25 protein-coding genes and 1 riboswitch are annotated in these 25,587 nt (G+C 74.9%); of the genes, 11 read left to right on the plus strand and 14 right to left on the minus strand.

Annotation, left to right across the window (positions count from 1 at the left end; genetic code table 11):
* Positions 1-6: 6 nt before the first annotated feature.
* Positions 7-582, minus strand: a complete 576-nt coding sequence (locus ABTX81_RS09300) for a TetR/AcrR family transcriptional regulator (protein WP_350542612.1) — start codon at positions 580-582, stop codon at positions 7-9.
* A gap of 89 nt (positions 583-671) precedes the next feature.
* Here ABTX81_RS09300 and ABTX81_RS09305 point away from each other — a divergent pair, with 89 nt between their 5' ends.
* Positions 672-1,268: a dihydrofolate reductase family protein gene (locus ABTX81_RS09305; protein WP_350542613.1), complete on the plus strand. Its 597-nt coding sequence runs from the start codon at positions 672-674 to the stop codon at positions 1,266-1,268.
* On the opposite strand, the gene ABTX81_RS09310 is transcribed toward ABTX81_RS09305, so the two are convergent.
* Entirely contained in the window at positions 1,222-2,223 is a 1,002-nt protein-coding gene (locus tag ABTX81_RS09310; RefSeq protein ID WP_350542614.1) for an EamA family transporter, read from the minus strand. The genes ABTX81_RS09305 and ABTX81_RS09310 overlap by 47 nt on opposite strands.
* 131 nt (positions 2,224-2,354) lie before the next feature.
* Here ABTX81_RS09310 and ABTX81_RS09315 point away from each other — a divergent pair, with 131 nt between their 5' ends.
* Positions 2,355-2,804: a gamma-glutamylcyclotransferase family protein gene (locus ABTX81_RS09315; protein WP_502892732.1), complete on the plus strand. Its 450-nt coding sequence runs from the start codon at positions 2,355-2,357 to the stop codon at positions 2,802-2,804.
* 43 nt (positions 2,805-2,847) lie between these two features.
* Here the strand turns inward: ABTX81_RS09315 and ABTX81_RS09320 are convergent, their stop codons facing one another.
* The gene (locus ABTX81_RS09320) at positions 2,848-4,308 is read right to left on the minus strand and encodes a catalase (RefSeq protein ID WP_350542615.1); all 1,461 of its coding nucleotides are present in this window, start codon (positions 4,306-4,308) and stop codon (positions 2,848-2,850) included.
* Between the two features lie 155 nt (positions 4,309-4,463).
* Between ABTX81_RS09320 and cbiE the strand changes: the two genes are divergently transcribed.
* The 5 genes from cbiE to ABTX81_RS09345 are packed head-to-tail and all read left to right on the plus strand — an operon-like array spanning position 4,464 to position 8,302.
* Positions 4,464-5,717 carry a precorrin-6y C5,15-methyltransferase (decarboxylating) subunit CbiE gene (cbiE, locus tag ABTX81_RS09325; RefSeq protein WP_350542616.1) on the plus strand — a complete coding sequence of 418 codons (1,254 nt, stop codon included), beginning with the start codon at positions 4,464-4,466 and terminating at the stop codon, positions 5,715-5,717.
* Positions 5,714-6,475: a precorrin-4 C(11)-methyltransferase gene (gene cobM, locus ABTX81_RS09330; RefSeq protein ID WP_350542617.1), complete on the plus strand. Its 762-nt coding sequence runs from the start codon at positions 5,714-5,716 to the stop codon at positions 6,473-6,475. Before cbiE ends, cobM begins: the two co-directional genes overlap by 4 nt.
* Positions 6,475-7,212 carry a cobalt-precorrin-6A reductase gene (locus ABTX81_RS09335; protein WP_350542816.1) on the plus strand — a complete coding sequence of 246 codons (738 nt, stop codon included), beginning with the start codon at positions 6,475-6,477 and terminating at the stop codon, positions 7,210-7,212. Before cobM ends, ABTX81_RS09335 begins: the two co-directional genes overlap by 1 nt.
* A 41-nt stretch (positions 7,213-7,253) precedes the next feature.
* Entirely contained in the window at positions 7,254-7,787 is a 534-nt protein-coding gene (locus tag ABTX81_RS09340; protein ID WP_350542618.1) for a DinB family protein, read from the plus strand.
* Positions 7,784-8,302: a protein-tyrosine phosphatase family protein gene (locus ABTX81_RS09345; protein WP_350542619.1), complete on the plus strand. Its 519-nt coding sequence runs from the start codon at positions 7,784-7,786 to the stop codon at positions 8,300-8,302. The genes ABTX81_RS09340 and ABTX81_RS09345 overlap by 4 nt, the downstream gene beginning before the upstream one ends.
* A gap of 49 nt (positions 8,303-8,351) precedes the next feature.
* Here the strand turns inward: ABTX81_RS09345 and ABTX81_RS09350 are convergent, their stop codons facing one another.
* Positions 8,352-9,881 carry a UDP-N-acetylglucosamine 1-carboxyvinyltransferase gene (locus tag ABTX81_RS09350; protein ID WP_350542620.1) on the minus strand — a complete coding sequence of 510 codons (1,530 nt, stop codon included), beginning with the start codon at positions 9,879-9,881 and terminating at the stop codon, positions 8,352-8,354.
* A gap of 148 nt (positions 9,882-10,029) precedes the next feature.
* A complete protein-coding gene (locus ABTX81_RS09355) occupies positions 10,030-11,160 on the minus strand; it encodes a cobalt-precorrin-5B (C(1))-methyltransferase (RefSeq protein WP_350542621.1) in 1,131 nt (376 codons plus the stop codon).
* A gap of 116 nt (positions 11,161-11,276) precedes the next feature.
* Here ABTX81_RS09355 and ABTX81_RS09360 point away from each other — a divergent pair, with 116 nt between their 5' ends.
* Together ABTX81_RS09360 and ABTX81_RS09365 are read left to right on the plus strand one after the other, a co-directional pair.
* Complete coding sequence (locus ABTX81_RS09360) at positions 11,277-11,540, plus strand: type II toxin-antitoxin system Phd/YefM family antitoxin (RefSeq protein ID WP_350542622.1); 264 nt, start codon at positions 11,277-11,279, stop codon at positions 11,538-11,540.
* Complete coding sequence (locus ABTX81_RS09365) at positions 11,537-11,797, plus strand: type II toxin-antitoxin system RelE family toxin (protein ID WP_350542623.1); 261 nt, start codon at positions 11,537-11,539, stop codon at positions 11,795-11,797. The genes ABTX81_RS09360 and ABTX81_RS09365 overlap by 4 nt, the downstream gene beginning before the upstream one ends.
* 47 nt (positions 11,798-11,844) lie before the next feature.
* On the opposite strand, the gene ABTX81_RS09370 is transcribed toward ABTX81_RS09365, so the two are convergent.
* The 3 genes from ABTX81_RS09370 to ABTX81_RS09380 are packed head-to-tail and all read right to left on the minus strand — an operon-like array spanning position 11,845 to position 15,208.
* Positions 11,845-13,365 carry a precorrin-2 C(20)-methyltransferase gene (locus ABTX81_RS09370; protein WP_350542624.1) on the minus strand — a complete coding sequence of 507 codons (1,521 nt, stop codon included), beginning with the start codon at positions 13,363-13,365 and terminating at the stop codon, positions 11,845-11,847.
* Positions 13,362-13,988: a precorrin-8X methylmutase gene (locus ABTX81_RS09375; protein ID WP_350542625.1), complete on the minus strand. Its 627-nt coding sequence runs from the start codon at positions 13,986-13,988 to the stop codon at positions 13,362-13,364. Before ABTX81_RS09375 ends, ABTX81_RS09370 begins: the two co-directional genes overlap by 4 nt.
* Positions 13,985-15,208 (minus strand): ferredoxin-like domain-containing protein, encoded by a 1,224-nt coding sequence (locus ABTX81_RS09380; RefSeq protein ID WP_350542626.1) that lies wholly within the window; start codon positions 15,206-15,208, stop codon positions 13,985-13,987. The genes ABTX81_RS09375 and ABTX81_RS09380 overlap by 4 nt, the downstream gene beginning before the upstream one ends.
* A 108-nt stretch (positions 15,209-15,316) precedes the next feature.
* Positions 15,317-15,482, plus strand: a riboswitch (cobalamin riboswitch).
* A gap of 92 nt (positions 15,483-15,574) precedes the next feature.
* Here ABTX81_RS09380 and cobN point away from each other — a divergent pair.
* Complete coding sequence (gene cobN / locus ABTX81_RS09385; RefSeq protein ID WP_350542627.1) at positions 15,575-19,189, plus strand: cobaltochelatase subunit CobN; 3,615 nt, start codon at positions 15,575-15,577, stop codon at positions 19,187-19,189.
* A gap of 76 nt (positions 19,190-19,265) precedes the next feature.
* Positions 19,266-20,885, plus strand: coding sequence for an apolipoprotein N-acyltransferase (gene lnt, locus ABTX81_RS09390; protein WP_350542628.1), 1,620 nt, complete (start codon positions 19,266-19,268; stop codon positions 20,883-20,885).
* On the opposite strand, the gene ABTX81_RS09395 is transcribed toward lnt, so the two are convergent.
* The 6 genes from ABTX81_RS09395 to gdhA form a co-directional block, all read right to left on the minus strand.
* Complete coding sequence (locus ABTX81_RS09395) at positions 20,852-21,628, minus strand: VOC family protein (protein ID WP_350542629.1); 777 nt, start codon at positions 21,626-21,628, stop codon at positions 20,852-20,854. The genes lnt and ABTX81_RS09395 overlap by 34 nt on opposite strands.
* Positions 21,629-21,642: 14 nt before the next feature.
* On the minus strand, positions 21,643-22,551 hold the full coding sequence (locus ABTX81_RS09400; RefSeq protein ID WP_350542630.1) for an NADP-dependent oxidoreductase: 909 nt from the start codon (positions 22,549-22,551) through the stop codon (positions 21,643-21,645).
* 68 nt (positions 22,552-22,619) lie between these two features.
* Positions 22,620-23,492 (minus strand): AraC family transcriptional regulator, encoded by an 873-nt coding sequence (locus ABTX81_RS09405; protein WP_350542631.1) that lies wholly within the window; start codon positions 23,490-23,492, stop codon positions 22,620-22,622.
* Between the two features lie 116 nt (positions 23,493-23,608).
* Entirely contained in the window at positions 23,609-23,854 is a 246-nt protein-coding gene (locus ABTX81_RS09410) for a hypothetical protein (protein WP_350542632.1), read from the minus strand.
* Between the two features lie 19 nt (positions 23,855-23,873).
* Positions 23,874-24,074 carry a hypothetical protein gene (locus ABTX81_RS09415; protein ID WP_350542633.1) on the minus strand — a complete coding sequence of 67 codons (201 nt, stop codon included), beginning with the start codon at positions 24,072-24,074 and terminating at the stop codon, positions 23,874-23,876.
* Positions 24,075-24,159: 85 nt separating this feature from the next.
* Complete coding sequence (gene gdhA / locus ABTX81_RS09420; protein ID WP_350542634.1) at positions 24,160-25,539, minus strand: NADP-specific glutamate dehydrogenase; 1,380 nt, start codon at positions 25,537-25,539, stop codon at positions 24,160-24,162.
* Between the last annotated feature and the right edge of the window lie 48 nt (positions 25,540-25,587).

Here is a 25,587-nt window from a genome sequence, read left to right on the forward strand (position 1 = left end):
GCCCCGTCACGCCTCCGGGACGGTGCGGGCGACCAGGGTGTCGACGAGGGCGGGGAGTGCCTCGGTGCCGAGTACGTCGGGGAGGGTGAGGTGCTCGACGAGCAGGCCGGTCATCGCGAGGTAGAGGGTGACGACGGTCTCGCGGTCGCCGGGGAAGCCCTCGTCGAGGTGGTAGGCGATGTTGGCCTCCAGCTGCTCCCGGACGGTGGCGGTCAGCTGGGCGCGCACCTCCGGGCGGCGGGTGGCCTCCAGGCGCAGTTCGAGCATCGCGAGGTAGCCGGAGCGCTCGGCGTCGATGCGGCGCACGAGGTCGTGCATCAGGGCGGTCACCAGGGCCCGGTCGCGGGGCGCCCGCAGCAGCTCGCCGATGATCACCGGGTCCGGGGTGAGCCGGTGGTGGATGTGCCGGGCGGTCTGGTGCAGCAGGTCGTCCCGGTTGGCGAAGTAGTTGGACGCGGTGCCGGCCGGGACGCCCGCCCGCAGGTCCACGGCGCGGAAGGTGAGCCCGCGCGCCCCCTGGTCGGCGAGGACGTCGATGGCGGCGTCGGTGAGCGCGGCACGGCGGGCGGGGTTCTGGGCCATCGCTGGATCTCCCTCGGGAATACTCTTGCAACCACTACAGTCGAAGTACTATAACTGTCGTAGTTCACCGGACGAAGCAAAGGACACGGATGCGAAAGCTCACCTACTACGTCGGCGCCACCCTCGACGGCTTCATCGCCGCCCCGGACGACGACTACGCGGCCCTCATGGCGTACGTCGGCGGGGAGTACCTCTCCCACATGTGCGAGGAGTACCCGGAGACGGTGCCCACCCCCGGACGGGCCGCGATGGGGATCGCCGACGCGCCCAACAAGCGGTTCGACACCGTGGTCATGGGCCGCGGCACCTACGGCCAGGGGCTCCCGGCGGGCCTCACCAGCCCGTACGCCCACCTGCGGCAGATCGTCTTCTCGCGGAGCCCGGGCGAGAGCCCCGACCCCGCGGTGGAGGTCACCGCGGCCGACCCGCTGAGCCGGGTGCGGGAGCTCAAGCGGGAGGACGGCCTCGGCATCTGGCTCTGCGGCGGCGGCGACCTGGCCGGTCAGCTGCTGCCGGAGATCGACGAACTGGTCGTCAAGCAGTACCCGCTGGTGTTCGGCTCGGGGGTCCCGCTGTTCCGCGCGGGCTACGCCCCGTACGCCTTCGCACCCGCCGGCTCGCGCGCCTTCTCCAACGGGGTCACCGTGCTGACCTTCGAGCGGACGAGCGCGCCGACGACCGGCTGACGCTCACCACCAGGCAGACGCCCGCGACCACGATCGCCCCGCCCAGCAGGGTGGGGCCGGTCAGCGGCTCGGCCAGCACCAGCCAGCCCAGCAGCACGGCCACCACCGGGTTCACATAGGCGTAGGTGCCCACCAGGGTCAGCGGGGCGGAGCGCAGCAGCCAGGCGTACGCGGTGAAGGCGACCAGCGAGCCGAACACCACCAGGAAGGCCAGCGCCAGCCAGGAGCGGGTGGAGATGTCGCCGGGGCGCAGGCCGTGCTGCTCGCCGCGGAGCAGTCCGATCAGCGCGTTGCCGAGCCCGCCGGCGAGCATCTGGTAGGCGCTGGAGGCCAGGACGTTGCCGGGCATCCGGATGCGCTTGGCCGCGAAGGAGCCGCACGCCCAGGTCAGGGTGCCGCAGAGGATCGCGACCACCCCGGCGGGCGCGATGTCCCCGCCGATCGCGGGGGCGGAGAGCACGCCGAGGCCGACCAGTCCGAGCAGCACGCCGCCCAGCTCGGCGGGCTTGGGCCGGTCGCCGCCCGCGGCCGTCAGCAGCACCATCCACAGCGGCACCGCGGCCACCAGCAGGGCGGCCAGGCCCGAGGGTATCCAGGTCTCGCCGAGCACCACCAGCCCGTTGCCGCCGGTCAGCAGCAGGCCGCCGACCAGGGCGGCGGAGCCCAGCTGCCGCAGGTCCACCCGCAGGCCGGAGCGGCCGTGGCGGACGGCGACGAACCCGGTGAGCAGCAGTCCGGCGGTCAGGAAGCGCGCGGCGGCGGAGAGGAAGGACGGCATGGTCTCGACCGTGATCCGGATCGCCAGGTACGTCGAGCCCCACACCACGTAGACGATCGCGAGCGCCACCCAGACGCCCGCCCCGAGCCGTCCGGCGGCCGGCGCGGTGTCCGGCGCGGTGTCCGCGGCCGGGGTGTCGGCGGGCGCGGCCGGAGTGCGCTCGACGGGAGCTGTCATGGGTGTCCCCCTAGGACGGTACTGGCAGTTGCACCCGACATGACACCGCATCGGCCACCCCGCGCGCCAGTCGGTACCGCCGGGCGGGCACCATCGACTGTCGACCGGACCGCCGCCCAGGAGGAATCCCCGTGCCCGCCGCGCTGCCCTTCTTCGTCTACGGCACCCTGCTCACCGGGGAGCGCAACCACGCCGCCCACCTCGCCGGCCGGTGCGCCGGGGTGCGGGCGGCGGTGCTGGAGGGCGCGGCGCTGCACGCGGGGCCCGGCTTCCCGTACGCGGTACCGGACCCCGCGCCGGGGCGGCGGATCACCGGCGAGCTGGTCACCGTCCACCCGGACGCCTACCCGGCGGTGCTCGCGGCGCTGGACGCCCTGGAGGACTGCCGTCCGGACGGCCGCGGCGCGTACGTGCGCGAGCGGCTCGCCGTGCGGACAGCGGTCGACGGGGCGGTGGACGGCGGGACGGTGGACGGCGGGACGGTGGACGCCTGGGTGTACCTGGCCGGCCCGGACGCCGCCGCCCGGCTGCGCGCGCACCCGGCGCTCATCGCGTCGGGCGACTGGCGGCGGCGCGACTGAGGGCCCGTGCCCTCGGTCGCGCCGCCGGCGGGCCGAGGCGCCGTCAGTCCTTGCCGACGCCCTTGGCGACCCGGTCGCCCAGCGCCTTGTCGACATTGCGCCAGTACTGCACCGCCCGCTCCAGCACCGGATCGCTCACCCCGCCCTGGAGGTGCCCGACGATGTTGGAGACCAGCCGGTCGCGCGCCGCGTCGTCCAGCACCTCCCGCACCATGGTGCCCGCCTGCCCCCAGTCGTCGTCCTCGGCGTGCAGCGAGTAGGCCTCGCGCACCATGTCGCCCGAGCTGTGCCAGCCGGCCGCCGGGTCGTCGTACACCTTCGCGTCCGCGGCCGGCCCGCCGTAGGAGTTCGGCGCGTAGGGCGTCGCCGTCCGCGCCGGGTCGAAGCGCATCGGCCCGTCCTTGGCGTAGGAGTGCACCGGCACGTGCGGCCGGTTCGGCGGCAGCTGCGCGTAGTTGGGCCCGATCCGGTACCGGTGGGTGTCCGGGTAGGAGAAGATCCGGCCGAGCAGCATCTTGTCCGGCGAGACGCTGATGCCCGGCACCAGGTTGGCCGGTTCGAAGGCGGCCTGCTCGATGTGGACGAAGTAGTCCTCGGGGTTGCGGTTCAGCGTCAGCGTCCCGACCGGGATCAGCGGGTAGTCGCCGTGCGGCCAGACCTTGGTCAGGTCGAAGGGGTTGAACCGGTAGCCGGGCGCGTCGTCGAACGGCATCACCTGCACGTACAGCGTCCAGGACGGCGGGTTGCCGCCCTCGATGGCCTGCCAGAGGTCCTCGCGGTGCAGGTCCGGATCCGAGCCGGCCAGCCGGTCGGCCTCCGCCTGGGTGAGGAAGTCGATGCCCTGGTCGGTCTTGAAGTGGTACTTCACCCAGAACCGCTCGCCGTTCGCGTTGAACCAGAGATAGGTGTGCGAGCCGTAGCCGTTCATGTGCCGGTACGACTTCGGGATGCCCCGGTCGCCCATCAGCCAGGTGACCATGTGCGCCGACTCCGGCGAGAGCGTCCAGAAGTCCCACTGCATGTCGTGGTCGCGCAGGCCGTTGTCCGGGCGCCGTTTCTGCGAGCGGATGAAGTCCTGGAACTTGATCGTGTCGCGGACGAAGAAGATCGGCGTGTTGTTGCCGACCAGGTCGTAGTTGCCGTCCTCGGTGTAGAACTTCAGCGCGAAGCCGCGCGGGTCGCGCCAGGTGTCCGGGCTGCCCTGCTCACCGGCCACCGTCGAGAAGCGGGCCAGCATCTCGGTCCGCTTACCCGGCTGGAACAGGGTCGCCCTGGTGTACCGGCTGACGTCCTCCGTCGTCTTGAAGACGCCGTACGCCCCGGCTCCCTTGGCGTGCACCACCCGCTCCGGCACCCGCTCCCGGTTGAACTGGGCCATCTTCTCGATCAGGTAGTGGTCGTGGAGCAGGATCGGGCCGTCCCTGCCCACCGTGAGCGAGTTGTCGTCGCTCGGCACCGGGACGCCGGCGTTGTTGGTGGTGTACGGGACCACTGACTCGGACATGCTGTCCTCCGTTGCGTGCTGAGGTCCCCCCGGAGGTGTTCCCGGCACGACGCTAACCCCGTGCGACCGGGCCCGCACCCTGGCTCACGGCCCGCCCGGCACCGCCAGGTAGGCTGCCCACGCCCTCGTCGACGACCCGCCCCAGGAGCCCACCGGTGCCCCAGCAGCCACCCCCGATCACCGTCGTCGGGATCGGGGCCGACGGCTGGCCCGGCCTCGGCGGCACCGCCCGCGCCGCGCTGCGGGCGGCCGGGGCCGTGATCGGCGGACCCCGCCAGCTCGGCCTGCTGCCCGCCGGCGAGGTCGCCGCCGAACGGGTGCCCTGGCCGTCCCCGCTGCGCCCGGCCGTGGCCGGCCTGCTCGACCGGTACGCCGACCGCCCGCTCGCGGTGCTGGCCAGCGGCGACCCGATGTTCTACGGCATCGGCCGCACCCTCGCCGAGACCGCCGGACCCGAGCGGCTGCGCGTGCTGCCGCACCCCTCCTCCGTCGCCCACGCCTGCGCCCGGCTGGGCTGGCCGCTGGAGTCCACCGAGGTGGTCAGCCTGGTCGGCCGCCCGCTCGACACCCTGCGGCTCGCCCTCAACCCCGGGCGCCGGCTGCTGGTGCTCAGCGCCGGCGCCGACACCCCGGCCGCCGTCGCCGCACTGCTCACCGGGGCCGGCCACGGCGCCGCCCGGCTGCGCGTCCTCGAACAGCTCGGCGGCCCCGCCGAGCGGCGGCTGGACGGCCCCGCCGACGGCTGGCCGCACCCGCCCGGCGACCCGCTCAACGTCATCGCCGTCGAACTCCCGGCCGACGGCCCCCGGGTCCCCGTCGTCCCCGGCCTGCCCGACGGCGCCTACGAGAGCGACGGCCAGCTGACCAAGCGGCATGTGCGCGCCGCCACCCTGGCCACCCTGGCGCCGGTGCCCGGCGAACTGCTCTGGGACGTCGGCGGCGGCTCCGGCTCGATCGCGATCGAGTGGCTGCGCGCCCACCGCGACAACCGGGCCGTCGCCGTGGAGCGCGACCCGGTGCGGGCCGGGCGGATCGCCCGCAACGCCGCCGCGCTCGGCGTGCCCCGGCTGCGGGTGGTCACCGGCGCCGCGCCGGACGCGCTCGACGGACTGCCCGCCCCGGACGCGGTGTTCGTCGGCGGCGGGCTCACCGCGCCCGGCCTGCTGGACGCCTGCTGGAGCGCGCTCGCCCCCGGCGGCCGGCTGGTCGCCAACACGGTGACCCTGGAGTCGGAGGCGCTGCTCACCACCTGGTACCGGCGGCACGGCGGCGAGCTGCTGCGGCTCGCCGTGGCGCACGCCGCCCCGGTCGGCGGCTTCACCGGCTGGCGCCAGGCGATGCCGGTCACCCAGTGGTCCGCCGTCAAGCCCGCCACCGCGCCCCCCACCCCTCAGGAGAACGCCTCGTGACCGTCCACTTCATCGGGGCCGGCCCCGGCGCCGCCGACCTCATCACCCTGCGCGGCCAGCGGATCCTCGCCCGCGCCGAGGTCTGCCTGTACGCCGGCAGCCTGGTGCCGCGCGAGCTGCTGGCCGAGTGCCCGCCCGGCGCCCGGCTGGTCGACACCGCCAACCTCACGCTCGACGAGATCACCGCGGAGTACGTCCGCGCGCACGCCGCCGGACAGGACGTCGCCCGGCTGCACTCCGGCGACCCGTCGGTGTTCAGCGCCGTCGCCGAGCAGATGCGCCGCCTCGACGCGGCCGGGGTGCCGTACGAGGTGGTGCCCGGCGTGCCGGCCTTCGCCGCCGCCGCGGCCGCGCTCAAGCGCGAACTGACCGTGCCGACCGTCGGCCAGACCGTCATCCTCACCCGGATCGCCAAGCGCGCCACCCCGATGCCGGAGGGCGAGGACCTCGCCACCCTCGGCCGCAGCGGCGCCCTGCTGGTGCTGCACCTGGCCGCCGGGTACGTGGACGACGTGGTCGAGCAGCTGCTGCCGCACTACGGCGCCGACTGCCCGGCCGCCGTGGTCGCGATGGCCAGCCGGCCGGACGAGCTGGTGCTGCGCGGCACCGTCGGCGACATCGCCGGGCAGGTGAAGGCGGCGGGCGTGGTCCGCACGGCGGTGATCATCGTCGGCCGGACGCTGGGAGCCGAGCAGTTCCGCGACAGCCACCTCTACTCCGCGGACCGCGAGCGCCCGCACGAGCCCTGCGGCGCGTGATGGCGCACGTCCTGCTGCTCGGCGGCACCACCGAGGCGCGCGCCCTGGCCGCCGCGCTCGCCGGGGACGCCTCGCTGCGGGTCACCAGCTCGCTGGCCGGGCGGGTCGCCGAACCCCGGCTGCCCGCCGGCGAGGTGCGGATCGGCGGCTTCGGCGGCCCCGACGGCCTCGCCGCCTGGCTGCGCGCCGAAGGGGTGAGCGCCCTGGTGGACGCCACCCACCCGTTCGCCGCCGCGATGTCCCGCAACGCCGCCGAGGCCGCCGCGGCCACCGGTGTGCCGCTGCTCGCCCTGCGCCGCCCCGGCTGGGAGCCGGTGCCGGGCGACCGCTGGCACCGCGTCCCCTCGCTGCCGGCCGCGGCGGACCTGCTGCCGTCCCTCGGCCGGCGGGTGCTGCTCACCAGCGGCCGCCAGGGCATCGCCGCCTTCGCCCACCTGGACGGCCTGCACATCGTCGCCCGCTCCGTCGATCCGCCCGGGCCGCCGCTGCCCGCCTCGCTGGACGTGCTGCTCGACCGCGGCCCGTTCACCCTGGACGGCGAGCGGGCGGTGCTGCGCGAGCACCGGATCGACGTCCTGGTCACCAAGGACAGCGGCGGCGCGGCCACCGCGCCCAAGCTCACCGCGGCGCGCGAACTCGGCCTGCCCGTGGTCGTCGTGGACCGCCCGCCGGCACCGGCCGGCGTCCCGGTCGCGGAGAGCGTCGAGGCCGCCCTCGCCTGGCTGGCCGTCCGGTAATTCCGGTGCCGGGCGGGCCCCGTCCCTGTCACGATGGCCCGATGACCGACGCCTACGACCTCGCCGACGCCGCCCGCACCGAGACCCCGCCCGCCGGTGACGAGCGCGCCACCCTGACCGCCTTCCTGGACTTCCAGCGCGACACCTTCGCGATGAAGTGCGCCGGACTGACCACCGAGCAGCTGCGCGCCCGCCCGCTGCTCCCCTCCCCGCTCTCGCTGCTCGGCCTGGCCCGCCACCTCGCCGAGGTCGAGCGCGGCTGGTTCCGCAACGTCCTGGCCGACGAGGCCCGCCCCGGCTTCTGGAAGCGCCCGGACGGCGGCTTCGCCGAGTTCGACGTCGAGGACGCCGACCCCGACGAGGGCTTCGCCGTCTGGCGCCGCGAGTGCGCCCACGCCCGCGAACTCGTCGCCGCCGCCCCGTCGCTGGACATCCTCGGCCACCACCGCGGCCCCTCCGGCGAGCAGAGCTGGTCGCTGCGCTGGATCCTCACCCACATGATCGAGGAGTACGCCCGGCACAACGGCCACGCCGACCTGCTGCGCGAACACCTCGACGGCCGCACCGGCGAATGACCTCCCGGCAGAAGGACCGCGACGCCCCCGGCCCGCGGGAGCCCTGGAACAGGATCGTCCCGCACCTCTGGGTGGGCGGCCACTACTTCACGCCTCCCGGCGGAGAGCGCGAACCCGCCGTCGTGGACGACGAGTTCGACCTGGTCGTGAGCCTCTTCACGCTGCCCGGCCACGGCCCGGCGCCGGGGGTGGAGCACATCGTCCGCGAGGTGCCCGACGACTACCTCACCGCCCCCCAGCTGCGCGCCGTCCAGGAGGCCGCGACGCTCACCGCGCACGCCGTCCGCCAGGGCCGCCGCACCCTGGTCCGCTGCCACTCGGGCTACAACCGCTCGGGCCTGGTGGCCGCCCAGGCCCTCGTCGAGCTGGGCCACGAGGCCGGCCGCGCCATCGCGCTGGTCCGGGAGCACCGCTCCCCCCGGGCGCTCGCCAACGTGGCTTTCGTCGACTACCTGACCACCGGCCTGGACACCGCGTACCTGCTGGCCGGGCTGGACACCGGCACCGACGGCTGAGGCCGTGGCCTCCCGCGGGCGGCCACGGCCTCGAAGAGCCGGGTGCGGATCAGATGTCGCGGAAGGTCTCGATCTGGGCGCCGATGGAGTTCAGGCGCTCGGCGAGGTCCTCGTAGCCGCGGTTGATGACGTAGACGTTGCGCAGCACCGAGGTGCCCTTGGCGGCCAGCATCGCGAGGAGGATGACCACGGCGGGGCGCAGCGCGGGCGGGCAGACCATCTCGGCGGCGCGCCAGCGGGTCGGGCCCTGGACCAGGACGCGGTGCGGGTCGAGCAGCTTGATGTCCGCGCCGAGCCGGGTGAGTTCGGTGAGGTAGATGGCGCGGTTGTCGTAGACCCAGTCGTGGATCATCGTGGTGCCGTGGGCGGCCGCGGCGATGGCGGCGAAGAACGGCACGTTGTCGATGTTGATGCCGGGGAAGGGCATCGGGTGGATGGTGTCGATCGGCGCGGTGAGCTTGGAGGGGCGCACGGTGAGGTCGACCAGCCGGGTGCGGCCGTTGTGGGCCGGGTACTCGGGGGTGCGGTCGTAGTCGAGGCCCATGCCCTCCAGCACGGCGAGCTCGATCTCCAGGAACTCGATCGGCACCCGGCGGACGGTCAGCTCGGAGGAGGTGACCACGGCGGCGGCGAGCAGGCTCATCGCCTCGACCGGGTCCTCGGCCGGGGTGTAGTCGACGTCGCAGGTGATCTCGGGGACGCCGTGCACGGTGAGGGTGGTGGTGCCGATGCCCTCGATCCGCACGCCCAGCTTCTCCAGGAAGAAGCAGAGGTCCTGGACCATGTAGTTGGGCGAGGCGTTGCGGATGACGCTGACGCCGTCGTGGCGGGCGGCGGCGAGCAGGGCGTTCTCGGTGACGGTGTCCCCGCGCTCGGTCAGCACGATCGGGCGGTCCAGCGGGGCGCCGGGCTGGACGGAGGCGTGGTAGGCGCCGCCGGTGGTGGCGACCTCCAGGCCGAACCGGCGCAGCGCGGTGAGGTGCGGCTGGACGGTGCGGGTGCCGAGGTCGCAGCCGCCGGCGTAGGGGATGGCGAAGGTGTCGGCGCGGTGCATCAGCGGGCCGAGGAACATCAGCACGCTGCGGGTGCGGCGGGCGGCCTCGACGTCCATGCCGGCGAGGTCGAGCTCGGCGGGCGGGGTGAGTTCGAGGTCGCGGCCGTCGTTGGTCCAGCGGCTCTTGACGCCGATGCTGGTGAGCACTTCGAGGATGCGGTAGACCTCCTCGATCCGGGCCACGCTGCGCAGGGTGGTGCGGCCGGTGGTCAGCAGCGAGGCGCAGAGGATGGCCACGCAGGCGTTCTTGCTGCTGCGGACGTCGATCGCGCCGGAGAGGGTGGTACCGCCGGCGACCCTCAGGTGCATCGGGCCCGCGTAGCCGAGGGAGACGATCTCGCTGTCGAGCGCTTCGCCGATACGGGCGATCATCTCAAGGCTGACATTCTGCTTGCCCTGTTCGATGCGGTTGACCGCGCTCTGGCTGGTGCCGAGGGCCTCGCCGAGCTGGGCCTGGGACCAGCCGCGGTGCTGACGCGCGGTACGGATGAGGGTGCCGATACGGGTGAGGTAGTCGCCTGTCACTCGCCAGACCATATCTCATGGCTGAGATAGCGCCAGAACCGACCCCGGGCGTGGCGCGACTTTTGTCCGTTTCTCACCCCGTATGTGCGTCAGATCTTCACATCACGGCGAAGTTCCCGGGACACGCCCGCGACGAAACGCGGGCAGCTCAGGGCCCCAGCGGCTCCGCCCGGCCGACGATCGTGCCGGCCCGGTCGATGCAGATGACGTCCACCGCGACCGGCGAGCCGACCAGCACGCCGAGCGCGGTGGCCCGGGCCGCCTCGGCCACCAGGTCGCCCAGCGGCACCCCGGCCGCCCGGCAGAGCTGGATCGCCTCCAGCGCGGTGTTGGCCGCCGCGACCGCCGCCGTCAGCCGCTCGTCCGCGCCGCCCGCGCGGGCCAGGCCGGCCAGGTAGCCCTTGTCCACCTGGGAGCGGGCCGAGTGCAGGTCGAGGTGGCCGGCGGCGAGCTTGGAGAGCTTGGCGAAGCCGCCGGCGATGGTCAGCCGCGGCACCGGGTGGCGCTTGAGGTACTTGAGCACCGCGCCCGCGAAGTCGCCCATGTCCAGCAGCGCGTCCTCGGGCAGGCCGTGCACGGCGACGGCCACCTTCTCCGACGTCGAACCGGTGCAGCCGGCCACATGGGTGCGGCCGGCGGCCCGCGCCACGTCCACCCCGCGCCGGATCGAGTCGATCCAGGCGGAGCAGGAGTAGGGGACGACGATCCCGGTGGTGCCGAGGATGGAGAGCCCGCCGAGGATGCCGAGCCGGGGGTTCCAGGTGGAGCGGGCGATCTCCTCGCCGTGGTCGACGGAGAGCTCCACCACCACGTCGCCGCTGCCGCCGCACTCGGCCGCCACCTCGGCGACCACGTCCCGGATCAGCTGCCGGGGCACCGGGTTGACGGCCGGCTCGCCGACCGGCACCGGCAGCCCGGCCTTGGTCACGGTGCCCACCCCCGGTCCGGCCCGGAACACCACGCCCGCCCCCGGCTCCCCGGCCCACACGGTGGAGCGCACCAGCGCGCCGTGCGTCACATCGGGGTCGTCCCCGGCGTCCTTCACCACCCCGGCCATCGCCCGCCGCCCCGCCCGCCCCTCGGTGATCCCCTCCACCGCGAGCGCGAACGCCGGCCGCTGCCCCTTCGGCAGCACGATCTCCACCGGATCCGGGAACTCCCCCGTCAGCAGCGCCCGGTACGCCGCCTTGGTCGCCGCCGTGGCACACGCCCCGGTCGTCCAGCCGTGCCGCAGCCCACTGCTCTTCAGCTGCCCGGCCCGCCCACCGACCTCACCCATGCCGTACCGCTCCTTGCTTCCGTGGCCGATCAAGACCTGAACCCCGGCCTCCGCCCCGTTCCGGGACCGCAGGGCCAAGGCGATTGTGCACCTGGCACGCTTCGTACACTCGATGCATGAGCGAGCAGCCTGCCCAGACCGTATCGATTCGTGAGGCCCGTGAGCATCTCGCCGACGTGGTCGACCGCGCCGAACGGGACGAGCCGACCGTGATCACCCGACGGGGCCGTGAGGTTGCCGCGGTCGTCCCGATAGAGCTCCTGCGCGAGTACCGACGCTGGGAGGAGCAGGAGCTGGTACGCCTCGTCGAGGAACGCCGCGACGAACCCACGTACTCCCTCGAAGAGGTCATGGCCGAGACGCTGGCCAGGCCCGAGTGACGTACCGCACCTTCTTCACCGAGTCCGCGCGCGGCGAACTCCGCAAGCTGCCCCGCGTCACCGCCGTTCCGGTCCTGCGAAAGCTCGCCGAGCTGGAGCAGGACCCGTACGGCTTCAACACCACCGCGCTTGTCGGATCACCCGAACACCGGCGGCTGCGGGTGGGGGACCACCGGGTGAACTACACCGTCGACGGTGGTCGGCTGCTGGTCCTGGTCGTGCGGGTCGGCCACCGTTCCGGGATCTGCCGCGACTGACGAAGACTCCGCGCGGAAGGCGTGACGGCCTTCCGCGCGGAAGGCCGTCAGGCCTCGGGGTAGCGGCGGGGGGTCCAGGTGACGTCCGGGTGCGGGGGGCGCGGGACGTGCTGCGTCTGGGAGGAGCCGATCAGGAGGATGGTGCGCATGTCGACCTCGGCGGGGTCGAGGTCGGCGAGGCGGACGGTGCGGACGCGCTCGGTGGGGCCGCCGACGTCGCGGGCCATCACCACCGGGGTCTCCGGGGCCCGGTACTCCAGGAGGAGGTCGCGGGCGCGGCCGACCTGGGTGGTACGGGACTTCGAGCCGGGGTTGTAGAGGGCGAGCACGAGGTCCGCCCCGGCCGCGGCGCGCAGGCGCGCGGCGACGACGTCCCAGGGCTTGAGGCGGTCGGAGAGCGAGACCACCGCGTAGTCGTGGCCGAGCGGGGCGCCGGCCCGGGACGCGGCCGCGTGGGCGGCGGTCATGCCGGGGACGATCCGCACCGGGACCTCCCGGTAGGCCTCCTCGCAGGCGACCTCCAGGACGGCGGTGGCCATCGCGAAGACGCCCGGGTCGCCGGAGGAGACCACCACCACCCGGTGGCCGCGGCGGGCCAGGTCGAGGGCGAACTCGGCGCGCTCGGACTCCACCTTGTTGTCGGAGCCGTGCCGGGTCTGGCCGGGCCGCACCGGCACCCGGTCCAGGTAGGTGGTGTAGCCGACCAGGTCGGTGGCGGCGGCCAGGGCGCCGCGCGCCTCCGGGGTGAGCCAGAGCGGCCCGGCCGGGCCGGTGCCGACGACGGTGACGCCGCCCGGCCCGCTCAGGTCGGGCGCCGCCGGCTCCAGCGGGGCGACCTTGCTGGGCAGCACGGCCACCGAGAAGTACGGGACGCCCTCGGGGTCGACCGAGGCCAGCGGCGCCGTCCGCTCGCCCTCCATGAACGCCCGCTCGACGTACTGGGCGTCGGCCAGCCGGCCGGCCCGCTCCAGGGCGCGGCGCACGGTCGGGAAGGTGCGCCCGAGCTTCATGACGACGGCGGAGTCCGCGGCGGCCAGCCGCGCGGTCAGCTCCTCCTCCGGCAGCGTGCCGGGGATGACGGTGAGCGTCTCCTCGGCCTCGGTGAGCGGCTGGCCGAGCCGGGCGGCGGCGGCGCTGACCGAGGTCACGCCGGGCACCACCTCGGTCGGGTAGCGGTGCGCCAGGCGCTTGTGCATGTGCTGGTAGGAGCCGTAGAAGAACGGGTCCCCCTCGGCGAGCACCACGACATCGCGTCCGGCGTCCAGATGGGCGGCCAGCCGGGCGGCGGCCTCCTCGTAGAAGTCGTCCAGCGCGCCCCGGTAGCCGCCGGGGTGGTCGGTCGTCTCGACGGTGACCGGGTAGACCAGCTTCTCCTCGATCTGACCGCCGGTCAGGTAGCGCTCGGCGATGGACCGGGCGATCGAGCGGCCGTGCCGGGCGCTGTGATAGGCCACCACGTCGGCCTTGCCGATGAGTTCGGCGGCGCGGACGGTCACCAGCGAGGGGTCGCCGGGACCGAGGCCCACCCCGTAGAGCCGGCCCGTGGTGGTGTTCTGACGCTCCGTCACTCTTCCTCGCTCGCAATCGCGTTGATCGCGGCGGCGGCGATCGCGCTGCCGCCGCGGCGGCCGCGGACCACCAGGTGCTCCAGGCCGGCCGGGTGCCCGGCCAGCGCCTCCTTGGACTCGGCCGCGCCGATGAAGCCGACCGGCACGCCGATCACCGCGGCCGGGCGCGGGGCGCCGGCCTCGATCAGCTCCAGCAGCCGGAAGAGCGAGGTCGGCGCGTTGCCGACGGCGACCACGGCGCCCTCCAGGCGGGGCAGCCACAGCTCCATCGCGGCGGCGCTGCGGGTGTTGCCCATCGCCCGGGCCAGCTCCGGCACCGCCGGGTCGGTGAGCGTGCAGATCACCTCGTTGTCCGCGGGCAGCCGCTTGCGGGTGACGCCGCTGGCGACCATGTTGACGTCGCACAGGATCGGCGCGCCGGCGCGCAGGGCGGCGCGCGCGGAGGCGACCACGCCGGGCGAGTACACCAGGTCCTCGACCAGGTCGACCATGCCGCAGGCGTGGATCATCCGCACCGCGACCTGGGAGACGTCCGCCGGCAGCGCGGCGAGGTCGGCCTCGGCCCGGATGGTGGCAAAGGACTGGCGGTAGATGGACGCGCCGTCCTTCTCGTACTCGATCACGTGGTGGTCCTCCGGGCCGCGGCGACCGCCGCGGCCATCTCCTCGTTCGTCACTTCCACGGCGGTCTCCCGCCCCGGCGGCCCGCCTTCGACCGCCACCCGGTACCCCTGCCCGGTCGCCAGCACGTCCACCCGCCGTCCGGCGGGGTGGCCGCAGCGGCGCTCGCAGCCCGACCAGTGCACCGGCAGGCCGCCGGGGCCCGCCGGGACGCCGTCCAGCGCCCGGGCCGCGTCGGCCCGGACGTCGGCCGGCGACTTCGCGCAGCCCGGCAGCCCGGTACAGGCGCTCGCGCCGTCCCAAGCCGTCCCGGCGGCGGTCCGGAAGCCGGCCGCCGCCAGCCCCGCCAGCCGTCCGGCCGGCGCGTCGGGCAGCACCACGGCGCGCCACGGGGTGAGCCGCAGCTCGCCCTCGGCGGCGTCGGCCAGGGTCCGCCACTGCCCGGCCGTGGCCACACCGAAGCGCGGGCCGACGTGCAGTCCGCCACCGGGCAGCGCGCCCAGCGGCGGGCGGGTCCCGGACAGCACCGGCATCGGGAGCTGACCGGGCGGCAGCAGGTCGGGCACCTCGCGCAGGTGCCAGGCCCGCACCCCGGCGGCGCGCTGCGCCTCCAGGAACTCCCGGGCGGCCTCCAGGGCCGCGCAGGGCGCCTGGTCGGCGGGCACCGGCCGCACGGTGGCGGCCCGGCCGAGGCGCAGCAGGGCGGTGCCCTCCGGGCCTGCGATCAATGTCACATCGGCGTCCAGCGCGGCGACGTCGCCGTCGCCGTCGTCCAGCGCGAACAGGAACTTGCCGGACAGGCCGGTCGCCCAAGGGGCGGCGCACAGGGACCGGTCGAGCGAGCGCGCCCAGCCCCGCACCACGCCGCGGCCGGTGGCGGGGACGGGCGAGGCGACGATGTTGCGGACCCGCTCGTGGGTGTCGGAGGGCAGCAGGCCGGCGGCGCGCAGCCGCCCGCCGAGTTCGCCGCCGCCGTCCGGCGCCAGGCCGCGCAGCTGGACGTTGCCGCGCGAGGTGATCTCCAGTCGGCCGTCGCCGAGTTCGCCCGCCGCGTCGGCCAGCGCGAGGGCCTGAGCGGCCGTCAGCAGTCCGCCGGGCAGCCGGACCCGGGCCAGGGCGCCGTCGTCGGCGGTGTGCAGACGAAGGGCCCCGGGGCAGGCGTCCGGACGCGCCCGGTCGGGCACGGCGGCGCCCGGCGCGGCGGCGTCGGGTTCGGGAGGCATGGCGGCGAGCATACAGATGATCCGATGGGTTGCCGCCGTACCGTCGCTCACATCCCCGGCCCCGCCCGGCGCCCCCGTCACCTGCACTCCCCCGGCCCGGCCGTACCCCGTACGATGCTGGCGGACGGTCCCCGCGGACCGTCCGACGCCAGCGACGGCGCAGGGGAGGAAACCGGTGCGAACCCGGTGCGGTCCCGCCACTGTGACCGCGGTTCACCGGGCCTTCCGGTGGAACGCGGGAGCCAGGAACTCCTGCCGTCCTCCACCGGCCCGGGGCGCGGACCCCGAGGAAGGCTTGAAAGCCATGCGCCGTCGCATGCCCGCTCTCGCGGTCTCGTCCACCGACAAGGCCGGGAGGGCCTTCGCATGATTCTGCTGCTGTCGACGTCCGACACCGACCTGCTGAGCGCCCGCGCCTCCGAGGGGCCGGTCCGCTACCGGCTGGGCAACCCCGCCCGGTTGACGCCCGAGGAGCTGCCCGCCCTGCTGGAGGGCACCGAGCTGGTCGTGGTCCGCCTGCTCGGCGGCCGCCGCGCCTGGCAGGAGGGCCTGGACGCGCTGCTCGCCGGCCCCCGCCCGGTGGTCGTGCTGACCGGTGAGCAGGCCCCCGACGCCCAGCTGATGGAGCTGTCCACCGTCCCGGCCGGCATCGCCGCCGAGGCGCACGCCTACCTGGCGCACGGCGGCGCGGCCAACCTCGCCGAGCTCGGCGCCTTCCTCTCCGACACCGTGCTGCTCACCGGCCACGGCTTCGCCCCGCCCGCCTCCGCCCCGGCCTGGGGCCCGCTGGAGCGCGCGGCCCGGACGGAGGAGGGCCCGACCGTCGCGGTGCTCTACTACCGCGCCCAGCACATGAGCGGCAACACCGCGTTCGTGGAGACCCTCTGCCGGGCGATCGAGGACCAGGGCGCCCGGGCCCGGGCGTACTACTGCGCCTCGCTGCGCGGCGCCGAGCCGGAGCTGCTGGCCGCCCTCGGCGAGGCCGACGCGATCGTCACCACGGTGCTCGCCGCCGGCGGCACCCGCCCGGCCGACGCGCAGGCCGGCGGCGACGAGGAGGCCTGGGACGCCGGCGCGCTCGCCGCGCTGGACCGCCCGATCCTCCAGGCGCTCTGCCTGACCTGGTCGCGCGCCCAGTGGGAGGCCAGCGACGACGGCCTGTCCCCGCTGGACACCGCCACCCAGGTCGCGGTGCCCGAGTTCGACGGCCGGCTGATCACCGTCCCGTTCTCCTTCAAGGAGCTGGACGAGGACGGCCTGACCGTCTACGCCGCCGACGGGGAGCGCGCCGCCCGGGTGGCCGGCGTCGCCGTCGCGCACGCCCGGCTGCGGCACGTCCCGGCCGCCGAGCGCCGGCTCGCCCTGGTGCTGTCCGCGTACCCGACCAAGCACGCCCGGGTCGGCAACGCCGTCGGCCTGGACACCCCGGCCAGCGCGATCCGGCTGCTGACCGCGCTGCGCGCGGAGGGCATGGACCTGGGCGAGGGCCTGCCCGGTCTGGACACCGACACCGATGACGGCCACGAGGGCGACGCCCTGATCCACGCCCTGATCGCCGCCGGCGGCTACGACCAGGACTGGCTGACCGAGGACCAGCTGGCCCGCAACCCCGTGCGCATCCCGGCCGCCGACTACCGCCGCTGGTACGCCACCCTGCCCGAGGGCCTGCGCGCCCGGGTCGAGGAGCACTGGGGCCCGGCCCCCGGCGAGCTGTACGTCGACCGCTCGCAGAACCCCGACGGCGACATCGTGCTCGCCGCGATCCGCTCCGGGAACCTGCTGGTGCTCATCCAGCCGCCGCGCGGCTTCGGCGAGAACCCGGTCGCGATCTACCACGACCCGGACCTCCCGCCGTCCCACCACTACCTGGCCGCCTACCGCTGGATCGCCGCCGCCGAGGCCGACGGCGGCTTCGGCGCGCACGCCGTGGTCCACCTCGGCAAGCACGGCAACCTGGAGTGGCTGCCCGGCAAGACCGCCGCGCTGTCCGCCGAGTGCGGCCCGGACGCCGTGCTCGGCGACCTGCCGCTGGTCTACCCGTTCCTGGTCAACGACCCGGGCGAGGGTACCCAGGCCAAGCGCCGCGCCCACGCCACCCTGGTCGACCACCTGGTGCCGCCGATGGCCCGCGCCGACTCCTACGGCGACATCGCCCGCCTGGAGCAGCTGCTCGACGAGCACTCCAACATCGCCGCGATGGACCCGGCCAAGCTGCCCGCGATCCGCGCCCAGATCTGGACGCTGATCCAGGCCGCCAAGCTCGACCACGACCTCGGTCTGGAGGAGCGCCCCGAGGACGACGGCTTCGACGACTTCCTGCTGCACGTCGACGGCTGGCTCTGCGAGGTCAAGGACGCCCAGATCCGCGACGGCCTGCACGTCCTGGGCCAGGCGCCCGCCGGCACCGACCGGGTCAACATCGTGCTCGCCATCCTGCGCGCCCGGCAGATCTGGGGCGGCGTCAGCGCGCTGCCCGGCCTGCGCGAGGCGCTCGGCCTGGACGAGGCCGCGCTCACCCTCGGCGCCACCGACGCGGCCGAGGCCAAGGCCCGCGAGCTGGTCGAGGCGATGGAGGCGGCCGACTGGGCGCCGGAGGCCGTCGAGAAGGTCGCCGCCGGCCTGCCGGAGGCGGTGCGCGAGGTGCTGGACTTCGCCGCCGTCCAGGTGGTGCCGCGACTGGCCGCCACCACCGACGAGCTGGACGCCGTGCTGCACGCGCTGCGCGGCGGCTTCGTCCCGGCCGGCCCGTCCGGCTCGCCGCTGCGCGGGCTGGTCAACGTGCTGCCGACCGGCCGCAACTTCTACTCCGTCGACCCCAAGGCGGTGCCCAGCAAGCTCGCCTGGGAGACCGGGCAGGCGCTCGCCGCCTCGCTGGTCGAGCGCTACCGGGCCGACAACGACGGTGCCTACCCGCCGTCGGTGGGCCTGTCGCTCTGGGGCACCAGCGCGATGCGCACCGCCGGCGACGACATCGCCGAGGCGTTCGCGCTGCTCGGCGTCCGCCCGGTCTGGGACGACGCCTCGCGCCGGGTCACCGGCCTGGAGGCGATCCCGCTCGACGAGCTGGACCGCCCGCGCATCGACGTCACGCTGCGCATCTCCGGCTTCTTCCGGGACGCCTTTCCGCACGTCGTCGCCCTGCTGGACGACGCGGTGCGCCTGGCCGCCGCCCAGGAGGAGCCGGAGGAGCGGAACCACGTGCGCGCCCACGTCCAGGCGGACCTCGCCGAGCACGGCGACGAGCGCAAGGCCACCGTGCGCGTCTTCGGCTCCCGCCCCGGCACCTACGGCGCGGGCCTGCTCCAGCTGATCGACAGCCGCGACTGGCGCACCGACGCCGACCTCGCCGAGGTGTACACGGTCTGGGGCGGCTACGCCTACGGCCGCGGGCTGGACGGGCGCCCGGCCCGCGAGGAGATGGAGACCGCGTACAAGCGGATCACCGTCGCCGCGAAGAACACCGACACCCGCGAGCACGACATCGCCGACTCGGACGACTACTTCCAGTACCACGGCGGCATGGTGGCCACCGTGCGCGCGCTCACCGGCAAGGCGCCGACCGCCTACATCGGCGACTCGACCCGCCCGGAGACGGTCCGCACCCGCACCCTGACCGAGGAGGCGGCCCGGGTCTTCCGCGCCCGGGTGGTCAACCCGCGCTGGATCGAGGCGATGCGCCGGCACGGCTACAAGGGCGCGTTCGAGATGGCCGCGACCGTCGACTACCTCTTCGGGTACGACGCCACGACCGGTGTGGTCGCGGACTGGATGTACGAGAAGCTCACCCAGGAGTACGTGCTGGACCCGGTCAACCGGGAGTTCCTGGCCGGCGCCAACCCGTGGGCGCTGCACGGGATCAGCGAGCGGCTGCTGGAGGCGGCGAGCCGGGGGCTGTGGGAGCAGCCGGACCCGGAGCTGATCGAGCAGCTGCAGGCGGCGTTCCTGGAGACCGAGGGCGACCTGGAGGGCGACGAGGGCTGACCCGCCTTCGGCCACTGGGCCGTTCGGGTGATCGCGGGGCTGGTGACGGGGCCGCGCCGAGCGGACAATACGGGGCATGCCGCGCCCTCCCCTGCTCACCGGCCCCGACGGCCCGTCCGACCCCGTCACCCGGACGGCGGCCGATGTCGCCGCCGCCCGACCCGGCGGGGCCGCCGCCCGCTACCGGCCCCGGCTGGCGGCGCTCGCCGCCGGGGCCCTGCCGGTGCTCGCCTTCCCCGCCCCCGGGGTGGCGGCGCTCGCCTGGGTCGCCCTGGTCCCCGGCCTGCTGCTGATGCAGCGGGCTCCGGGGGCCCGCGAGGCGGCGGTGCGCGGCTGGTGGTTCGGCGCCGGGTTCATCCTGACCGGGATGTCCTGGCTGCTGTCCTCCGTCGGACCGGCCCTGCCGCTGATCGCCGTGGTGTTCGGGTCGCTGCAGGCCGGGGTGGGCTTCGCGGTGTGGCGGCTGCTGCGCCCGCCGCTGACCGTCCGCCGGGCGCTGCTCGCGCCGCCGGTGGTCGCGGCGGTCTGGCTGACCACCGAGTACGCGCGCTCCTGGCCCGCGCTGGGCGGGCCGTGGGCGCTGCTCGGCGCCACCCAGTGGCAGCACCCGGCCGTGCTGGCGCTGGCCTCGGCCGGCGGGATCTGGCTGGTCAGCGCCGCCGTGGTGGCGGTCAACACCGCCGTGCTGGTGGTGCTGACCGCCGTCGACCCGCGCCCGCGGGCGGCGGCCGCGCTGCTCGCGGCGGGGGCGCTGGCGGCCGGGCCGCTGCTGTTCGCGCTGCGCCCGGCGCCGCCGGCCGCCGCCCCGGACGGGCTGCGGGAGGTGCGGATCGCGCTGGTCCAGCCCGGGATCGTGGACGAGCCGCAGGCCCGGTTCGAGGCCAGTGCCCGCGCCACCACCGCGCTGGTCGGGCAGCGGCCGGTGGACCTGGTGGTCTGGGGCGAGTCCAGCACCACCGCCGACCTCGACCGCGATCCGGGGGCGCTCGACCGGCTGCGCGCGCTGTCCGCCGCGACCGGGGCCGAGCTGCTGGTGGGCGAGGACGCGCGCAAGGCGGACGGGCGGATCTCCAAGGACGCGGTGCTGGTGACGCCGGGCGGCGTGGCCGACCGGTACCGGAAGATCCGGCTGGTGCCGTTCGGCGAGTACATCCCGCTGCGGCCGGTGCTCGGCTGGGTCGCCGGGGTCAGCCGGGCGGCGGGCGAGAACCGGGCGCCGGGCAGCGGCCGGCACCTGCTGCCGGCCGTCGACCGGTCGGGGCGTCCGCTGCCGGTCGGGGCGCTGATCTGCTTCGAGTCGGCGTTCCCCGACATGGCGCGGACGGCGGCGCGCGACGGCGCCCGGGTGCTGGTCTACCAGTCGTCGACCTCGACCTTCCAGCGGACCTGGGCGCCCGAGCAGCACGTCTCGCTGGCCGCGATCCGGGCCGCCGAGACCGGGCGGCCCGCCGTACAGGCCTCGCTCACCGGGGTGTCGGCCGCCTTCGACGCGCAGGGGCGCGAGCTGGCCCGGCTGGGCACCGACGACACCGGCGCGCTGGTGGTGGACCTGCCGCTGACCGCGCCGACGACGTCCACCTGGTACCTGCGGGTGGGGGACGTGGTGCCGCTGACCGCCGTCCTGGTGACGGCCTGCGCCGCGGCGCTCGCCGTCCGCCGGCGTCAGCCCGCTCCCCTGGTCTCCGAGCGGAAGTAGAGGCCGAACGCCGCGCCCACCGGGTCGCGCAGCACCGCGATCCGCAGGCCGCCGCCCGGCAGGTCGGCGGGCGCCATCAGCACGGTCGCGCCGAGGTTTCCGGCCCGGAACGCCGAGACGTCCACGTCGGCCACCGAGAAGTACGGCAGCCAGTGCGGCGGCACCTGCGGCGGGAACTGCTCGCCCATGGTCAGCATGCCGCCGAAGTCGCCGTCGGCCAGGCCCCACTGGGTGTACGGCCCGGCGGGGCCGGCCTTCCAGCCGAACACCTCCGGGTAGAAGGCGCGGGCGCCGTCCGGGTCCCGGGTGAGCAGTTCCACCCAGCCGAGCGAGCCGGGCGCGTTGAGCACCTCGGCGCCGCGCAGCCGGCCCGCCTGCCAGAGCCCGAACACCGCGCCGGACGGGTCGGCCGCGATCGCGAACCGGCCGTAGTCCAGCGCGTCCGTCGGCTCGACGACCAGGCTCCCGCCCGCCCCGGTCACCCGGCGGGCGACGGCGTCGGCGTCCTCGACCAGGAAGGAGACCGTCCAGGCGGTGGGCTGCTCCTCGCCGTAGAGCGGGGTGACGGACGCGGCCGCCCTGCCGTCCAGCCGCATGAACGCGTAGCCCGCGGCCCCGGGGTGCTCGTCGGGCTCCGGCTGCCAGCCGAACAGCTCGCCGTAGAACCGCTGGGCGGCCGCCGGGTCGGCGCTGCCGTGCTCGACCCAGCACGGGCCGCCGGTCGTCACCGTCCGCTGCTTCATCGCGCTCTCCTCCTTCAGCCGATGTCCAGGACGACCTTGCCGCGCGCGTGTCCCGACTCGACGAGCGCGATCGCCTCGGCGGCGCGGGACAGCGGGTAGCGGCTGACGATGTGCGGGTCCAGTTCGCCCGCGGCCACCAGCTCGGCCAGCGCGGCGAGCGTCCCGGGGCTGGTGGAGCGGGTGAGGTAGCGCCCGCCCAGTTCCTCGGCGGTGGTCGGGTCGGCGGTGGACACCAGCCGGGAGCGGTCCTCCAGGGTCACCGCGGCGGCGCGGGCGTCGTCCCCGCCGACCAGGTCGAGCAGGCCGTCGACGCCGTCCGGCGCGGCCGCCCGGATCCGGTCGGCGACACCCTCGCCGTAGCGGATGCGCACCGCGCCCAGCGACTCGACGTACTTCTGGTTGGCGTCGCCCGCCGTGCCGATCACATGGATGCCCCGGCTGCGGGCGATCTGGGCGGCCGCGCTGCCGACGCCGCCGGCGATGCCGAGGATCAGCAGGGTCTGCCCGGCGCCGACGCCGACGTCGCGGACCGCGTCGTCGGCGGTCGCGGCCGCCACGGGCAGGGTGGCCGCCTGGTCGAAGCCGACCTTCGCCGGCTTCACCGCGCTCGACGCGGCGGACAGCAGGGTCTGCTCGGCGAACGCCCCGGCCGCCGCGATGCCGAACACCTCGTCGCCCGGGGTGAACCCGGTGACGCCGGGGCCGACCCGCTCGACCACGCCGGCCGCCTCGGACCCCATCACGGAGGGCAGCTCGCGCACCTGGCCGAGCCAGCCCCGGCGGACCTTCCAGTCGACCGGGTTCACCCCGGCCGCCCGGACGGCGATCGCCAGCTGGCCCAGACCGGGCTCCAGCACCGGCCGGTCCAGGAACTCCTGAGTCTCCGGCCCGCCGTAGTCGACGAACCCGAACGCCTTGGCCATCCCCGCTCCACTCTCCGCTCGACGGCCCCCGCCCCAGCATGCGGGCGGGGCCCGTCGGGAGGCGGTTCCTACTGGGCCACCCGGAGTACCGGGATCCAGAGTTCGGCCTCGGCCTCCTCGCCACCGGGGCGGACGTCCACCCGCAGGATCTCGGGACCGAGCCGGAACTCGTACGGGTTGGACGGGAACCACTGGGTGAAGACGTCCCGCCACATCTCCTGCAACGCGCGCGGGTACGGCCCGCTGTTGGCGAACACCGCCCAGGTGCCGGCCGGGACCTCGCGCACGTCCAGGTCCTCCGGCACCTCGGCGTCCGTCCCCGTGACCACCGCGTGGTAGTAGTCCAGCGGAACGCCCTCCTCCCGGCTCTCCGAGAAGAACTCGGTGACCGCGACGATCCCGGCCGGCTCCTGCTCCGAGAGGGCCGCGATCCGCTCGATCGTCTCCCGGCCGAGGCCCCTGATGAACTCGGCCATCGCCGGGTTGACCCCCTCGTGGACCAGGGGCACCCGGGCCCGCCGGCCCACGACCCGGAAGGCCGGCCGTTCGACGACGCGGTACTCCATGCTGCTGCTCCCTTCGATGACGAGCCGGAAGGACATCCGGGGCTGGGAGACGAGCACCGCACCGGTGCGCCGGGCCTCGCCGGGGCCGACGCCGTGCATCGCCCGGAACGCCCGGGCGAACGCCTCGCCGGAGCCGTAGCCGTGGCGGACCGCGACATCGAGCAGCGTCCGCTCCCCGGCCAGCACCTCCGCCCCGGCCAGGGTGAGCCGGCGCCGGCGCAGGTACTCCGACAGCGGCATCCCGGCGAGCGCCGAGAACAGCCGCCGGAAGTGGTACTCCGAGGTGGTCGCGATCCGCGCCAGCTCGGCGGCGTCGACCTCCTGGTCGAGGTGCTCCTCGATGTACTCCATGGCCTGGTTCAACCGGTCCAGCATCGGTTCCCGCCCCCGTCCTTCCCTCTGGTGCTCCTCACCGTAGGAGGCGGCCGCCCGCCCGGACCCGACATCTCCTGCCCGTTCCGGTCGGGTGGCCGCCGTGGCCCCGCCGCAGGTCAGGAGCCGTCGGCGCGCACCGCGTGGACGGAGCGGCTGCCCGCGTACTCGCCGAGGTTCCAGATCACCGACTCGGCGGACTTCCAGTCGGTGGTCGCCGAGCTGGGGAAGCCGAGGTCCTCGCAGCCGACCGCCGGCCGGGCCACCGTGGACGGCGTGTCGGCGCCCGGGGCGACCGCGCGCCGGCTGCCGTTGGCGGAGCCGTTGCTGGTGGACGGGTAGTGCCGGGGCTGCTGGGAGACCACGCCCTGGATCTTGCCCTGCTTACGTGCCGTCGGAGGCGTCCAGTCCGCAGACGTCGGACTTGCCGGTGGCCGCCTCGAAGACCGTCTCCAGGTCGAAGACCCGCAGGCCCTTGGTGGTGTCCACCGTGTAGAGCAGGTTGCCGTACCAGAGGATGCCGCCCGCGTGCCGCTGATGAAGCCAGAACGTACGGTGATCACCGGGCCGCTGACAACCCGCCACCTCTCCGGCCGGCCGAACGCCGCCGGCCGGGGAGATGCGGTGATGACTTCGTGTCGGATCAGGCCCTGCTCAGATCAGGCCCTGCTCAGATCAGGCCCTGCGCCAGCATCGCGTCCGCCACCAGTTCGAAGCCGGCGATGTTGGCGCCCAGCACGTAGTCCCCGGGCCGGCCGTACTTCTCCGCCGTGGTGTGGCAGGCGGTGTGGATGTTCCGCATGATCGCGGCCAGCCGCTCCTCGGTCCGCTCGAAGGACCAGACGTCGCGCGAGGCGTTCTGCTGCATCTCCAGCGCGCTGGTGGCGACACCGCCCGCGTTGGCCGCCTTGCCCGGCCCGAAGGCCACCCCGGCCTCCTGGAAGACCCGGACCGCCTCCGGGGTGGTCGGCATGTTGGCGCCCTCGGCGACCGCCCGCACCCCGCCGCGGACCAGCGCCAGCGCGTCCGCCTCGTCCAGCTCGTTCTGGGTCGCGCAGGGCAGCGCCACGTCCACCGGGACGCTCCAGACGCCGGTGCCCTCCACGTAGCGGACGTGGTCGCCCCGCTGCTGCGCGTACTCGGTGAGCCGGCCGCGCCGGACCTCCTTGATCTCCTTCAGCAGGTCGAGGTCGATGCCCTTCTCGTCCACCACGTAGCCGGTGGAGTCGGAGGCCGTCACCACGGTCGCGCCCAGCTGCTGGGCCTTCTCGATCGCGTACAGGGCGACGTTGCCGGAGCCGGAGACGGAGACCCGCAGGCCGTCCAGCTCCTCGCCCCGGGCGCGCAGCATCTCCTGGGTGAACAGCACGCAGCCGTAGCCGGTGGCCTCGGTGCGGGCCTGCGAGCCGCCCCAGCCGATGCCCTTGCCGGTCAGCACGCCCGACTCGTAGCGGTTGGTGATCCGCTTGTACTGGCCGAACAGGTAGCCGATCTCCCGGCCGCCGACGCCGATGTCCCCGGCCGGGACATCGGTGTGCTCGCCCAGGTGGCGGTACAGCTCGGTCATGAAGGACTGGCAGAAGCGCATGACCTCGGCGTCCGAGCGGCCCTTGGGGTCGAAGTCGGAGCCGCCCTTGCCGCCGCCGATGGCGAGGCCGGTCAGCGCGTTCTTGAAGATCTGCTCGAAGCCCAGGAACTTCACGATCCCGAGGTTCACCGAGGGGTGGAAGCGCAGGCCGCCCTTGTACGGGCCGAGCGCGCTGTTGAACTCCACCCGGAAGCCGCGGTTGACCTGGATCCGGCCCTGGTCGTCGGTCCACGGCACGCGGAAGATCAGCTGGCGCTCGGGCTCGACGATCCGCTCGACGATCCGGGCGTCGGCCAGCTCCGGCCGCTGCTCCAGGACCGGTCCGAGCGTCTCCACCACCTCCCGCACGGCCTGGTGGAACTCGGGCTCGCCGGGGTTGCGGCGGAGCACCTCGGCGTACAGCGACTCAATGGCGGGGTTCCCGGCGTCGTGGGACGCAGCGGGCACGGGGGTAGCCGACATCTTGATGAGGACCTTCCATGGTCTGAATCGACAGACAGGGCGCCTCCC

The sequence above is a fragment of the Kitasatospora sp. NPDC097605 genome (assembly GCF_040302725.1).
Taxonomy (GTDB): Bacteria; Actinomycetota; Actinomycetes; order Streptomycetales; family Streptomycetaceae; genus Kitasatospora.